We start from the raw sequence: 14,577 nt of genomic DNA, 5'->3' as shown, positions 1-14,577 counted from the left end.
GGCGCGGTCCCCCGTGGAAGCCACCGCATTTAGGCGGAATCAGGACGCCCGGCAAGCGCGGCTGAAATGCTATGCTTCGGCCCTTCGTCGCAAGGACCGTCGAAGCCGGGCTTCGACGGGCGTCCGATTGCGCGCGGCGGCCGATTGCGAGCATGCCGGCGATGCCGGACCGCCGACATTTGGAATGGTCATCCGCCGGCCGCGACCGGTCCCGCCGCCGCGGCGACCACGGTCGGGATGTCGATTTCTCCGCAGGCCATGAACCACGGATTGGCGAAGTCCGTGTCGTGGGCCTGCAGCCGCTTGCCATAGGCGAGCGGCCGGCCGTCCAGCGTCACGACCGAGCCGCCGGCCGCACGCAGCACCGCGTCGCTGGCCGCCGTGTCCCATTCCATCGTCCGGCCGAGCCGGGGATAGAAATCCGCCGCGCCTTCGGCGATGCGGCAGAATTTCAGCGACGAGCCGGCCGAGATGCGGCTCGCCACGGCGAGGCGCGCCAGCAGGGCCTCGGTCTCCGGCCCGGCATGGGAGCGGCTGGCCATCACGGCGAGCCCGTCGGCGCCGGCCGTGCGCACCCGGATCGGCGTCCAGGCGCCGGCAACGCCGTCCTCGACCGGCGCCGTGAAGGCGCCGTGGCCGCGGCCGCCGACATAGAGCCGGCCCTGGGCCGGCACCAGGACCGCGCCCGCCACCGGCACGCCGTCCTCGATGATGCCGATATTGACCGTGAACTCGCCGTTGCGGGACACGAATTCCTTGGTGCCGTCGAGCGGATCGACCAGCACGAAGACGCGGCCGAGATCGGCCGGCAGCTTGCCGTCCGACGCGGCCTCCTCGGCGACCACCGGCACGCCGGGCAGGAGCCGCGCCAGCTCGTCCAGGATCACCGCCTCGGCACGCCGGTCGGCCTCGGTGACCGGGCTGGCGTCGCCCTTGGCGTCGACCGCGAAGTCCGTCGCATAGACGGCCAGCACCTCGCGCCCGCCGGCGAGCGCGGCGCGGGCCAGTCCGTCCAGGAGGTCGCGGTCGATCTGCATGGTGTTCGGTCCCCGGTCAATGTTCGTGGCGCGAGCCATACAGGGCCGGACGGCCCGGGTAAACCTCGCGCGAATCCGCCCGCTGCGCCCGCGGCGGCTATTCCCAGCGCTTGCGCACCTGTTCCTCGGCCGCGTCGGCCTGCGCCCGCTCGCGGAAGAAGCGGCGGATCACCTTGCCGGAGGTGGTCAGCGGGATCTCCTCGACGAATTCGATCTCGCGCGGATATTCGTGGGCGGACAGACGGGTGCGGACATGGGCGCGGATCTCGTCCTTGAGATCGGCCGTGCCCTCGACCCCGTCGACCAGCCGGACATAGGCCTTGACGATCTCGGTCCGGAGCGGATCGGGCTTGCCGACCACGGCCGCCAGCGCGACGGCCGGATGGCCGGCGAGGCAGTCCTCGATCTCGGCCGGGCCGATCCGGTAGCCGGCCGAGGTGATCACGTCGTCGTCGCGGCCGACGAAATGGACGTAGCCGTCCTCGTCCATCACCCCCTGGTCGCCGGTGGTCATCCAGTCGCCGACGAACTTCTCCGCGGTCGCGTCGGGCCGGTCCCAGTATTCCAGGAACATGACCGGATCCGGCCGCCGGACCGCGATCTGGCCGAGCGTGCCGGCGGCGACCGGCGCCCCGCCGGGACCGATGACCGCGACCTCATGGCCGGGCGCCGCCTTGCCGATGGCGCCGGCGCGGCTGACCCCCAGCATGGCGCAGGAGGCGAGCACGATGTTGCACTCGGTCTGACCGTAGAATTCGTTGACGGTCAGATCGAGCGCCGCGCGCGCCCATTCGTAGGTCTCCGAGCCGAGCGCCTCGCCGGCCGAGCCGAGCGTGCGCAGGCGGAGATCGAAGCGGGCGAGCGGGTTCTCGACCGTGCGCAGCATCTTCAGCGCGGTCGGCGGCACGAAGGCGTTGCGCACGCCGTAATGGGCCATCAGCCAGAAGGCGAGATCGGGGTCGAACTTCTCGAAGCGATAGGCGAGCACCGGCACGCCGAGGGCGAGCGAGGGCAGCAGCGCGTTGAGGAGCCCGCCCGCCCAGGCCCAATCGGCCGGCGTCCACATCAGGTCGCCCTCGACGGGGAAGAATTCGTGGGCGAACTGGAAGCCCGGAATGTGGCCCGGCAGCACGCGGTGGCCGTGCAGCGCGCCCTTGGGCAGGCCAGTCGTGCCGGAGGTATAGATCATCATGGCCGGATCGTCCGGCCCGGTCGGCTCGGGCGCGAAGCTCGACGAGGCCTCCGCCAGGGCCTGGTGGAAGTCGACGATGCCCATGCCGCCGCCGTCGGCCGCCAGCACGAGCCGGAGATCGGGCAGTTCGGCCCGGATCTCGGCGAGCTTGGCGAGCCCGGCCGCATTGGTCACGATCGCCTTGGCGCCGGCATTGCGCAGCCGGTAGACCAGCGCCTCGACGCCGAACAGGGCGGCCAGCGGCAGCGCGATGCCGGCGATCTTGTAGGTGCCGAGATGGGCGATCGCCGTCTCCGGGCACTGCGGCAGCAGGATCGCGACCCGGTCGCCGCGCCCGATGCCGTAGTGGCGCAGGACATTGGCGAAGCGGTTCGAGGCCAGCGACAGACGGTGATAGGACCAGCGATCGGTCGAGCCGTCCGGCCGGCGGTGCAGCAGCGCCAGCCGGCCCGGATCGGCCTCGGCCCAGCGATCGCAGGCGTCGCGGGCGATGTTGTAGTCGGACGGGATGGCCCATCGGAAATCCCGATAGGTCTCCTCATAGGTCGACCGCTTTTCGAGCAAGGGCGGGCTCCGCGCAAGGGGAGCGGACCATACTGCCGATGCTGCAGTGCGGCAAGCCGACCCGGCGCGTCACATGGGCTCGACCAGCACCATGGCCCAGAAGATCTTGTATTTCGAGCCCGGCGCCTGCGCGGTGGCGAGGCCGATCCGGGTCTTGCGCGGATCGATCATGTTGGCGTTGTGCTGCTTCAGCTCGCGCCAGCCCGAGAAGGCCTCCGCGAAGGTGCGGTAGCCGGCCGTCAGGTTGCTGGCATAGCTGCGGAAACCGATGCCGGCCGCCTTCAGCTCGGCGTCGAGCTTGGCCTCCTGCTCGGTCTGCACCCGATCGAGCGCGGCCATCCGGCGTGCCTGCATCTCGGCGATGCGGGCGAGCGCCGGATCCCAGGCGAGCGGCGGGGCGCCGAGATTGGCGCGATAGTGATTGACCATGCCGAGCGACGAGGCCGGATCGACCGCCCCGCCCGACTGGTCGAGCCGCTGGTAGAAGGCCGGCTGGGCGGGCGGCGGCTCGGGAGCGGCCGAACAGCCGGCGAGCAGGGCGGCGAGGGCCGGCGCGAGACCGGCAAGGCCGATGCGAAATGTGGAGAAGAGGTTCATCGGCAGGCCTCGATGGCGCCCGCGCGACCCCGCGGGGCCGGCAGGATGCGCAAGATCGGATGGTAGGAAGGCGGAAGCGACCGGACGGTTTCAACCCTGGGCCGGCCGCGGCGCGCCGTCGGGTGTCGCGTGCCCGCTGCCGCCGGCTTCCGCCTCGCCATCGCTCTCGGCCGGCCGCGCGCCGGCCGGGCCGGGCGCGACGGAAGCGAGATGGCGGGCCAGAAGGTCGCGCAGGTCGTCGAGCTGGCGGACATGCAGGTCACGCTGGGCATAGGGGATGTCGATACCGTGAGAGCGTAAACGCTTCATGATGTCGAAGCGCAGATCGCTCTCCACCGTGAAGGCGTCGGTGACCATCGGGACGGTGCAGATGAGGCGGAACATCAGCGCCGATTCGCCGAAATCGGTGAAGAAGGCCGACGGCGCCGGGAAGATCATCACCAGCCGGTGCGCCTTGGCGGCGGCGAGCAGGATCTCGCGCACCTGCTCGGGCTCGGCATTGTAGGCGACGCCGACATTGACCACGACCCGGCCGGTCATGTCCCGGTGCATCCAGTTCTTGACCGTTCCGGTGATCAGCGAGGAATTCGGAACGATCAGGCTGGCGCGATCGAAGGTCTCGATCTCGGTCGAGCGCACGTTGATCTTGCGCACGAAGCCGCGCTCGGCGCCGATCTCGATCATGTCGCCGGTCTTGATCGGGCGCTCGGCGAGCAGGATCAGGCCGGAAACGAAGTTGTTGACGATCGACTGCAGGCCGAAGCCGATGCCGACCGACAGGGCGCCGGCGACGATGGCCACATTCTCCAGGCTGACGCCGACCGACGAGAAGGCGAGCGCGCCGGCGACGATGTAGCCGATATAGCCGAAGGCGGTCAGGATCGAGTTCTTGAGGCCCGGATCGAGCCGGGTCCGCGGCAGGAAGCGGGCCTCCAGCCAGCCCTTGACGCCGCCGGTGACCGCAACCGCGATCATGAACACGATGACGGCACCGAGGATCGACGACAGCGACACGGTCAGGCCGCCGACCTTGAAGCCGAAGAAGGCCGCCTTGGCGTCCTGGATCAGGTCCTCGGAGGAAAAGCCGAGCGGCAGCAGGATCATGGCGACCACGAAGCCGATCAGGGCGAGCCGGCCGAGACCGGACAGGACCACGCCGACCTGCTCGACCGTCTCCACCCCGAAGCCCATCGAGCGGTTGAGCGAGAGCCCGACGCGCGTCTCGCGCCGGAAGGTGGCCGTCAGCGCCTCGTCGACCAGGACCAACAGGATGTAGAGCACGGCGATGTTCAGGCCGGCCCAGATCAGCTGATAGGCGATGAAGCGGGACAGGGCGACGAAGCCGACCAGAGCCGCGACCGCGCCGGCAATGGCGGCGATCCAGGCGATCGGCACCAGCCAGCGCCAGAGAATCGAGTGCCCCCGCTCGGCCGGCGGCGCCGAAGCCGGGCCGGGCGTCGGCACCTCCGGCCGCTTCGCCTCGTCGTCGGCGGCAAGGCTGGCCGCGACGGTGCGCAGCGCCAGCATGGTCAGGCCGATGTCGAGCAGCGCGAACAGCCCGGACAGGGCGATGACCAGCGACAGCGGCGCAGCCAGCACCGGCAGGATGCGGATGACGAAGATGCCGATCCCGAAGCTGGCGGTGAGCAGGCCGACGATGCGGATCAGCTGCTGGGCGGCGCCATCGGAAATGCCGATCAGCCGCCATTGCGGCTTGGTCGGTGCCAGGATGGCGAGGCCCAGGCTGTAGGCGGCCGAGGCCACGGCGGCGGCGATCATCAGGGCCACCAGCGTCTGCTCGATCCGGTCGGGATTGAGATCGAGCGCCCGGAGCGCGACCAGCAGCGTCATCAGCGCGATCAGCGGCAGGGCGGTGTTGACGACCACGATCGCGGCGGCGGCGCCGGACTTGGCGAAGGCCGAGGGATTGACCGCATCCGGATTGCGGTCGGTGGCGAGCAGGAGCCGCCGACGGATCGGCCGCAGCAGAAGAGCGAGGAAGGCGATCGCGAGGCCCAGCACGCCGATGGCGCCGAGGCTGCCGCGCGCCATGAACAGTCCGCCCCAGTCGCGCAGCAGGAAGCCGAAGGCGGCGATCGTGCCCGGCAGCGCGGCGGCGGCCTCGAGCCAGAGCGTCGGGTCGAGAATCGAGCGGCTCTGCTCCATCACGGCGCGGTTGAACCGGTCGCGGCGGCGGTCGCCGATCGACTTGACGACCTCGTCGGCCTTGAGCTGGATCAGGCTCGCCTGCTTGGTGAAGCCCTGCAGTTCCGCCAGCTGCTTGTCGAGCTGCGCGCGATCCTGCTTGACCGCATCGGACTCGGCCGGCGGCGGCGCTTCGCCCTCCTTCGGCTTCTGCGGCGCCGGACCGAGCTGCTTGAGCCGGGCCTCGGCCGCCTGAACGCCGGGCGTGAGCTGGTCGATCAGTTCGCCGGCCTTGGCGCGCACCTGCTCGGCCCGACCGCGCAGGTCGGTCAATTGCCGGTCGGTCAGCGATTCGCGCTGGGTGCCCGCCGTGATCTGGTCGATCTCGACCTTCCAGGCGTTGAGCAGGGCCTGCGGGTTTTCCGGCCGCTTGACCTCCTCGACCGGCGGCGCTGCCGGCGCCGGCGCATCCTGCGCGCGGGCGGACGCCACCAGCGGCGCCGGCATGAGAGCCGATGCCAGCGGGGTCAGGGCCAGCACGGTTGCCAGCAGGGCGAGGCGGAGGAGGCGGGCGATCAGATGTCGAGGCAAGGCGAGGTCCGGAATTCGCGTTCAGGGGCATGTGCGGTGCCGCAAAGGTGGCGGCACAATGCGGCAAAAGACCTGTCGGGTCGAGCCGGACCGGCACCCGGCATCGGCTTCCGTTTCGTCATCCCGGCCCCGGTGCCGTCGCGGCGGCCGGCCGCAGGACAGAAGCCGGAAATTCCGCCCATTTCGCGGAACTGCTGACGGGAAGCCCCGTTGTGCGTTGCGTTTCCGCCGACTATGGTCCGCGGCCATGTCGGACGCCACAGAATCCCTGCTCATGAGTTCTCCATCGCCGAATGCGTCTCTCCGCGGCCTTCGGGCGATGGGCTGGGTCTTTTGGGAGGCCTTCTATTGGGGCCTGCTGCGCAACGAGTCCTTCGCGCATGCGTCGAACATCGCCTTCGCGATCCTGTTCTCCCTGTTTCCGTTCATGATCCTGATCACCGGTATCGCCGGCTACTGGGGCGGGGCGGAGCTGGCGGCGGCGGCCGAGCAGGGCACCGGCGGCATCTTCGCGGTGCTGCCCGAGGAGGTGGTGCGCATCCTCAAGCCGGAAGTGACGGCGGTCCTGTCCGGCTCGCAGACCCAGGTCCTGACGGTCGGTGCGATCTTGCTGGTGGTGATCGTGACCGGCCTGGTCGAGAGCCTGCGCATGGGCCTCAACTATGCCTACAGGGCCTATGACACGCGCCATTTCCTGATCCGGCGGCTGGAAGGCACCTTCTTCATGCTGGTCGGCGGCATCACCATCCTGGGGCTCGGCTTCCTGGTGATCGTGCTGCCGGTGGTCTGGGATTTCCTGATCCCGCGCGTCCCCGACATGGCGCCCTATTATTCCTACTTCAACCGGCTGCCGCTGGTCTTCTTCTCCGCCGGCGTGTTCTGCTTCCTCTATGCCGCCCATCTCTTCCTGCCGGCCCGCCGGCAGACGACCATGAGCGTCCTGCCGGGCGTCCTGGTCACGCTTGGACTGTGGTTCATCGCCGGCCTGGTGTTCTCCTACTATTTCTCGCACTTTGCGACCTATACCCGGACCTATGCGGGTCTTGCCGGGATCATCGCCTCGATGCTGTTCTTCTACATCATCGGGATCATCTTTCTGTTCGGCGCCGAGATCAATCACGCCGTATTGGCACTGAAGGGCGAAGTGCCCGCTCGGCGGTCGTGACCGCTCGGCGGTCCTGACCGCCCGCAAAGTCTGACCGTCCTCCCGCACCGCTCGCGACATCGTGCCCACGCCGAGCCGACGGCAGGCTTGCCCGTCGGCCTCGCCTCCATGGTAGGATCGCATCCGCGGATCGGGCGCCACCGCCCGAGACGGGACCGAGCAGGTGGGACGGACATGCCGGGAGCCGGAACTCGAAAGTCCTGCCGGGTGCGGCATGGCATGGGCAAGGCCGCGGCGGCGGCCGCATTCGCCATCGCGCTGGCGGTGCCGACGGTCGGATCCGCGGCCGAACTGTCCGACATCGAGGTCGCCCGGCTGCTCGCCGCCGCCGACCGCGCCAAGCCGATCGACCTGACCGGCCGCGATCTCAGCTTCCTCGATCTCGCCGGCCTGGACTTCAAGGCCGCACGGCTCGACCGGGCCAATCTGCACGCGGTCGATTTCGCGGGCGCGGACCTGTCCCATGCCCAGCTGGCCGGCGCCCATCTCGACCGGTCGACGGTGCAGAGGACCAATTTCGCGGGCGCGGATCTGCGCGGCGCGAGCCTCCTCCGCCTGTCGGTGACGACCGAACTCGACCTCAACCCCAAGGCGGCCGGCGAGGCGCCGAACTTCGCCGGCGCCGACCTCTCAGGCGCCCGCATCTTCGCCCGCATGGTCGGCGCCAATCTGCGCGGCGCGGACCTCACCGGCGCCCGGCTCGGCAATTACCGCCTGACCGTGATCGAACTGCATCCGCACACCTTCCTGGAGATGGCCGATCTCTCCGGCGCCCGTCTGCGCGGCGCGGAGCTCTACGGCGTCCGCTTCGCCTGGGCCAAATTCGTCGGCGCCGACCTTTCGGGCGCGGACCTGACCGGTGCCGACCTGACCGGCGCCGACTTCACGGGAGCGGATGTGACCGGCACCAAATTCGACGGCGCCGATCTGGCGCAGGCCGTGTTCCGCGACATGAAGGGCCTCGATCGCGCCATCGGGCTCGACAAGGCGCTCAACCGGGATCGGATCGTCCGGTGAGCCGTCGTCCGACCCGTCGGCTCGCGGCCGCCCTACTGGCGCTTTCAGCGCGGGCACTTTCAGCGCAGGCGCTTCCAGCGCTGGCGCTTTCAGCGCGGGCGCTTCCGGCGCTGGCCCTTTCAGCGCGGGCGCTTCCGGCGCTGGCGCTTTCAGCGCTGGCGCTTACGGTGCTGGCCGGCCTTCCGGCGCAAGCGGCCGGCGCCGCCTCGACCGGCGTCGATACCGCCCTGGTGCTGGCCGTCGACGTGTCGGGCTCGGTCGACGAGCACCGCTTCCGGCTGCAGATGGAGGGCATCGCGCAGGCGCTCGAGGATGCCGCCATCCAGCGGGCGATCCTGGGCGGGCCGCATGGCGCGATCCTGGTCGCCATGGTGCAATGGAGCGACCGGCCGTCGCTGACCGTGCCGTGGACGCGGATCGGCACGGTCGCCGACGCGCGCAGCCTCGCCATGCGGATCCGCACCGCGGCGCGCCGGCCGGGCGAGTTCACCTGTGCGGCGGCCATGCTGCATTTCGTCCAGGTCAAGATGCTGCACTCGATCCCGACCCGGCCGGAGCGGACCGTGGTCGACGTCTCCGGCGACGGCAAGGACAACTGCAACCCGACCGTCCCGCCCGCCGCCGAGCGCGACGCGCTGGTGCGCCAGGAGGTGACCGTCAACGGGCTGCCGATCCTGGAAGGCGACGAGAAGGACACGCTGGAGGCCTGGTACCGGGCCAACATCGCCGGTGGCCCGGCCTCCTTCGTCGTGCCGGCGGACGGCTACCGGGATTTCGGCCGGGCGATCCGCCAGAAATTCCTGACCGAGGTCAGCCGGCGCTGAGGGCACCGGTGACGGCCGGCCTTCGGCCAAGCCGTCATCAGCCGGCGCAGCCGGCGACGCTGCCGTCCAGCCAGGCCCGGAAGGCGCCGGGCGACGGCAGGCGGTACCGGGCCGCCGTCTTGCGCTCCGGCCCGATCAGCACGCCGAGCCCGCCGACGGCCGCGACGGCCTCAAAGGCATCCTCGTCGGTGGTGTCGTCGCCGGCGAAGAAGGGCCGCCGCCGGCGATAGGCCGGATCGGCCAGGAACTGGGCGATGGCGGTGCCCTTGGTGGCGGAGCGCGGCGCGATCTCGATCACCGCCTTGCCGATCAGGATGCGCCAGGCGTCGCCCGATCCGCGGATCGCCTCGCGCGCCGCCTGCAGCAGGAACGGCTCCGCCGCCGGCGCGGCCCGGTAGTGAACCGCGACCGAATGGCCCTTCTCCTCGACGAAGGTCCCCGCATGGCGATCGACCGCCGGCCGCAGCGCCGCCGCCACCGCTTCGGCGGCGCCCGGGTCGCCGGCCTGGTCGCGCACCACGCCGCCGATGCGCACCACCGCGCCGTGATTGGCCGCAACGTCGAAACGGCCCGCCCCGAACAGGGCGTCGGCCTGGCCGAGGCTGCGGCCCGTGATCAGCGCCAGGCAGCCGCAGGTGTCGGCGATGGCCGTCAGGGTCTCGATCAGATCGTCCGGCACGAAGACGTCGTCGGGACGGGCGGCGATGTCGAGCAGCGTGCCGTCGATATCCAGGAACGGCGCCCAGGCCGTCGACCAGACGACCGGCAGGTCGCCAGCGGGATCGGCCGCGGGCAGCGCCAGGCTCTCGCGCGTCGTCACGGCGTCAATCCCCATCGCGTCTCGCCGAAGTGGTTCTGCACCTCGCGTCGCTTGCGCATGCGCGCGGCCTCCATCAGCATGCTGCCGGCCCAGGCATAGACATTGTTGTCGCGCACGAGCTCGCGCATCAGCCGCATCCGGTCGCGCTGCTCCTCCTCGGACATGGACAGGGCGCGGACCAGGGTCTCGGCGAGCGTATCCATGTCGTAGGGGTTGACCAGCAGGGCTTCGAGCAGTTCCCGCGAGGCGCCCGCAAAGGTCGACAGCACCAGCACGCCGCGATCGTCCTCGCGGGAGGCGACGAACTCCTTGGCGACCAGGTTCATGCCGTCATGCAGGCTGGTGACGACGCAGAAGTCGGCGGCGCGGAACAGTTCGAGCACTTCCTCGGGTTCGTGATGGCGCACGATCAGTTCGATCGGCTTCCAGCCGTCCCGCGCATAGCGCGCATTGATCGTCTCGGCGACCGCCATCGCCTCCTCCTGCAGCCCGCGATAGGCATCGAGCTTGGCACGGGTCGGCGCCGCGACCTGGATGAAGACGAAACGCCCGATCCATTCCGGATGCCGTTCCAGCAGGATGCCGACGGCGCGCAACCGGTCCGGAATGCCCTTGGTGTAGTCGAAACGCTCGACGCCGACGCCGATCTTCACGTCCGGCCCGAGCCCGAGCTGCTCGCGCACCCGGCGCCGGCAGTCGCCGACGGTCGGCAATCCCAGGAGCGCGCGCGGCGGCCATTCGATCGAGATCGGATAGGCATTGACCAGGGTGGCCTCGCCGCCCGTCGAGATGGTCGAGAGTTCGCGGTCGATATGGCTCTCCATGAACCGGTCGACCGATTCGATGAAGTTGTTGACGTGGAAGCGGGTGTGGAAGCCCAGGATCGACGAGCCGAGCAGCCCGTCCAGGATCTCCTCGCGCCACGGGCAGATCGAGAAGACCTCCGCATTCGGCCACGGGATGTGCCAGAAGGTGATCACGGTGGCTTCGGGCAGCCGCTGCCGGATCATGCGCGGCAGCAGGGCGAAGTGATAGTCCTGAACGAAGACGATCGGATTCTTGGACTTCGCCTCGGCCACGATGGTGTCGGCGAAACGCTGGTTGACCGCCCGGTAGATCTCCCAATCCTCCCGCCGGAACTGCGGCCGGACGAAGGCGATGTGGCAAAGCGGCCAGAGACCTTCGTTGGAGAAGCGATAGTAGTAGCCGTTCTCCTCCTCTTCGGTCAGCCAGACGCGGCGCAGCGTATAGGCCGGGTCTTCCGGCGGCACGGCGACGCGGTCCGACGCATTGACCGTTTCCCGGTCGGCGCTGCCGCTGCCATGGGCGATCCAGACCCCGCGGGTGGCACGGATGATCGGCTCCAGAGCCGTCACCAGGCCGCTGGCCGGACGGCGGACGATGATCCGGTCGCCGTCGCGGTCGTGGATGTAGGGCTCGCGGTTTGAGACCACGATCACCTCGGAGCCCGGCAGTTCGTCGTGGATGACCTCCTGCAGGGAGGTCGATGTCCAGGAGACGCGGATCGGGCTGCCGCGCACCCGGCCGATGTCGATATCGCGCAGGGTCTGGCGGACCTCGCGCACGACCGGACGCAGTTCCGGGGCGATGTCGGCCTCCGGCCGCGAGCGGGTGCGCGGATCGAGCGACTGCACGATGGCGCGCGACCAGGTCGACAGCGTGACCCGCGTCACCGCCACGGTGATCAGCACGCCGAGCGCGATCAGAAGACCGACGAAGGCGACCAGGGTGGTCAGCGCCGCGGTGGTGCGCGACGAGGCGAAGCCCATGTCGTGCAGGACCATCAGGCGCCAGTTGCGCGCCGGATCGATCGCCAGCGGGAAGCCGGCGATCAGGACCGGTCCGGACGACAGCTGGCGGCGTTCGTAGACGGCGCCGCGCCGCTCGGCCCCGGCCGCCGGCTTCTCGTCCCGGCAGATCTGTTCGCCCGGCCAGTTGCGCGAGGCCGCGACCATCCGGCCGGCGGCATCGCACAACCCGATGGCGAGGACGCGCTCGTCCCGCGAGATGCCGTCGAAGGTCCGGCCGAGGCCGGCTTCGTCGCTGTCGGCGGCCTGACGGCGGACCGCCGGTTCCACGGAGTTGAAGATCAGCTCGGAGCGCAGCTCGACATCGCGCAGGAACCAGCCGGTGAGAAATTGCTGCGCCGTGATCCCGGCGACGAGCGCCAGCCCGAGCACGGCCACGACCAGCGGAAGGGAGAAACGATAGAGACTGAACATGCCTTCTAAAATTGTATCGCAGCCACCCTTGTCAAGTCAGAAAACTTAAATACATCATTGGGAGCGCGCTTATGTTGATCTTCAATAATACTTTTCAAATTGACACCAAGAATCGAGCCATAACCATGACAGGAAATGGATGACATGAAGGATCGAAATTCTACTGTTAATCTATCACCGATCGGAAACTGCGCCACGGCAGCCCTGATCGACCATGAGGCTCGGATCGTCTGGTGGTGCTATCCCTATCTCGATGGAGACCCTGTCTTCTGCCGCCTGCTCATGGACGAGCAGGAGGACGGGTTCATGGACATCGTGCTCGACCGCTTCCAGCGGGCGGAGCAGCGCTACCGGCCCAACTCCGCGGTACTGGAAACAACGCTTTGGGCGTCCGATGGTTCCGGCATCCGGGTGGTCGATTTCGCGCCCCGCTTCATCCAGCACGAGCGCTCCTATCGGCCGCCGATGCTGATCCGCCGGATCGAGCCGATCTGCGGCTATCCGCGCCTGCAGGTGCGCATCCGCCCGCGCTTCTCCTGGGGCAGCGCGTCGCCCCGCAAGGTGATGGGCTCCAACCACATCCGCTATGTCGGCGAGAGCGAGACGCTGCGCGTCACCACCAACGCGCCGGTCGCCTATGTGGCGCGCGAGGCGGCTTTCGTGGTGACCCAGCCGATCGTGTTCGTGCTCGGTGCCGACGAGATCTTCCCCGCCGATCTGGAGGAGACCTCCAACCGCTTCGAGGAGCGCACGCGCAGCTACTGGTTCCAGTGGTGCCGCAACCTGTCGATCCCGCTCGAATGGCAGGATGCGGTGCTGCGCTCGGCCATCACCTTGAAGCTCTCCGCCTATGAGGAGACCGGCGCCGTCGTCGCCGCCATGACCACGTCGATCCCGGAAGCCCCCCATACCGAGCGCAATTGGGACTACCGGGCCTGCTGGCTGCGCGATGCCTTCTTCGTCGTGCGCGCGCTCAACCTGCTCGGCGCCACCCGGACGATGGAGGGCTTTCTCGGCTACATGCGCAATGCCTTCGCGCTGTCGCAGGACGGCTGGCTGAAGCCGGTCTACGGTCTCGTGCCCTCCGACGATCTCGACGAGGTGATCGTCGCCGCCCTGCCCGGCTATCGCGGCATGGGGCCGGTCCGGCGCGGCAATGCCGCCCATGTCCAGCGGCAGAACGACGTGTTCGGCGCCGCCATCATGGCCAACACGCAATGGTTCCACGACCAGCGCCTGCCCGAGATCGACAAGAGCGCCCTGTTCCAAGAACTGGAGCGGATGGGCGAGAAGGCCGTCGCGGTGGCGCTGGAACCGGATGCCGGCATCTGGGAATATCGCGGCCGGGCCCGCGTCCACACCCATTCGGCGCTGATGTGCTGGGCCTCGGCCGACCGGCTGCGCCGGATCGCGCTGACGCTGCGCGCCGAGGATCGGGCCGCCTATTGGAGCGGTCATGCCGACCGCATCCGCACCTGGATCGAAGAGCGGACCTGGAACGCGGAGCTCGGCGCCTTCGTCGAGAGCGAAGGCTCTGAGACCCTCGACGCCAGCGTCCTGCTGATGGCCGATCTCGGGTTCCTGCCGCCGAGCGATCCGCGCTTCGTCTCGACCGTCGAGGCGATCGGTGCCGGGCTGATGCGCGGCAAGTACCTGCTGCGCTACAACCACCCGGACGATTTCGGCGAGCCGGAGACCGCCTTCATCGTCTGCACCTTCTGGTACGTTCTCGCACTGCATGCGATCGGCCGCACCGACGACGCCCGCGCCATCTTCATCGATCTTCTGTCGCGCCGGAACGCCGCCGGCCTGTTCTCCGAGGACCTGGATCCGGCGACGGGCGAATTGTGGGGCAACTATCCGCAGACCTATTCGCTGGTCGGCACGATCCTGTGCGCCGTCGCCCTGTCGCGGCCGTGGAGCGAAATCGCCTGACGGCACCGACGCGCGCATGACGACGGAACGGCCGAGCTTGTGATGCGTTGATCTGCATCACCACGGCCGCCCCGGTATCCCGCCGCCGGCGCCGCCCCTTGAACCGCGAGGGTCAATCCCATGAACGGCATCATCTATCTGGTCGGTCTCGTCGTCGTCGTGCTCGCCGTGCTGTCCTTCTTCGGACTGCGCTGATACCGACGATCATGGAATGAACGTCGGTATTCGATACGCGAATTTCTCATGCCTCTGACGCAAATGAGAAATTCGCGTCACTTCAGCGGCCCGATGCGTCAGCGTCCTGGGCCGTTGGCATGAGGACCGGATCGCCGGTCGGCCGCCGCCGGAGCCCATCCGCGCCGGCTCGCCGGCAAGGCGCCCGACGCAAAGGCCCGCGCCATCCGATCGGGATGGCGCGGGCCCTTTTGTTTCGCAAGGCCGTTCCGG

10 protein-coding genes are annotated in these 14,577 nt (G+C 69.2%); 4 read left to right on the top strand and 6 right to left on the bottom strand.

Annotated features, from left to right (window positions below):
* Window positions 1-188 precede the first annotated feature (188 nt).
* The 4 genes from cysQ to ABB55_RS18785 form a co-directional block, all read right to left on the bottom strand.
* Window positions 189-1,037: a 3'(2'),5'-bisphosphate nucleotidase CysQ gene (cysQ, locus tag ABB55_RS18800; RefSeq protein WP_054360172.1), complete on the bottom strand. Its 849-nt coding sequence runs from the start codon at window positions 1,035-1,037 to the stop codon at window positions 189-191.
* 97 nt (window positions 1,038-1,134) lie between these two features.
* The gene (locus ABB55_RS18795) at window positions 1,135-2,793 is read right to left on the bottom strand and encodes an AMP-binding protein (RefSeq protein ID WP_054360171.1); all 1,659 of its coding nucleotides are present in this window, start codon (window positions 2,791-2,793) and stop codon (window positions 1,135-1,137) included.
* Between the two features lie 69 nt (window positions 2,794-2,862).
* Window positions 2,863-3,390: a CAP domain-containing protein gene (locus ABB55_RS18790; protein WP_054360170.1), complete on the bottom strand. Its 528-nt coding sequence runs from the start codon at window positions 3,388-3,390 to the stop codon at window positions 2,863-2,865.
* A 90-nt stretch (window positions 3,391-3,480) separates the two neighbouring features.
* Window positions 3,481-6,126 carry a DUF3772 domain-containing protein gene (locus ABB55_RS18785; protein ID WP_054360169.1) on the bottom strand — a complete coding sequence of 882 codons (2,646 nt, stop codon included), beginning with the start codon at window positions 6,124-6,126 and terminating at the stop codon, window positions 3,481-3,483.
* A 319-nt stretch (window positions 6,127-6,445) separates the two neighbouring features.
* Between ABB55_RS18785 and ABB55_RS29110 the strand changes: the two genes are divergently transcribed.
* From ABB55_RS29110 to ABB55_RS18770, 3 genes are all read left to right on the top strand, one after another.
* A complete protein-coding gene (locus tag ABB55_RS29110) occupies window positions 6,446-7,291 on the top strand; it encodes a YihY/virulence factor BrkB family protein (protein WP_054360168.1) in 846 nt (281 codons plus the stop codon).
* 219 nt (window positions 7,292-7,510) lie between these two features.
* Window positions 7,511-8,308 (top strand): pentapeptide repeat-containing protein, encoded by a 798-nt coding sequence (locus ABB55_RS18775; protein ID WP_054360167.1) that lies wholly within the window; start codon window positions 7,511-7,513, stop codon window positions 8,306-8,308.
* Complete coding sequence (locus ABB55_RS18770; protein ID WP_244472076.1) at window positions 8,305-9,132, top strand: DUF1194 domain-containing protein; 828 nt, start codon at window positions 8,305-8,307, stop codon at window positions 9,130-9,132. Before ABB55_RS18775 ends, ABB55_RS18770 begins: the two co-directional genes overlap by 4 nt.
* 37 nt (window positions 9,133-9,169) lie before the next feature.
* Here the strand turns inward: ABB55_RS18770 and otsB are convergent, their stop codons facing one another.
* On the bottom strand, window positions 9,170-9,952 hold the full coding sequence (otsB, locus tag ABB55_RS18765) for a trehalose-phosphatase (RefSeq protein WP_210168258.1): 783 nt from the start codon (window positions 9,950-9,952) through the stop codon (window positions 9,170-9,172).
* Window positions 9,949-12,195 carry an alpha,alpha-trehalose-phosphate synthase (UDP-forming) gene (locus ABB55_RS18760; protein ID WP_054360165.1) on the bottom strand — a complete coding sequence of 749 codons (2,247 nt, stop codon included), beginning with the start codon at window positions 12,193-12,195 and terminating at the stop codon, window positions 9,949-9,951. Before ABB55_RS18760 ends, otsB begins: the two co-directional genes overlap by 4 nt.
* A gap of 144 nt (window positions 12,196-12,339) precedes the next feature.
* On the opposite strand from ABB55_RS18760, the gene ABB55_RS18755 reads away from it, so the two are divergent.
* Window positions 12,340-14,130 carry a glycoside hydrolase family 15 protein gene (locus ABB55_RS18755; RefSeq protein WP_054360164.1) on the top strand — a complete coding sequence of 597 codons (1,791 nt, stop codon included), beginning with the start codon at window positions 12,340-12,342 and terminating at the stop codon, window positions 14,128-14,130.
* The last annotated feature ends 447 nt before the right edge of the window (window positions 14,131-14,577 follow it).

The sequence above is a fragment of the Prosthecodimorpha hirschii genome, from assembly GCF_001305515.1.
Classification (GTDB): domain Bacteria; phylum Pseudomonadota; class Alphaproteobacteria; order Rhizobiales; family Ancalomicrobiaceae; genus Prosthecodimorpha; species Prosthecodimorpha hirschii.
This window is presented reverse-complemented; position numbering and strand designations above follow the sequence as displayed.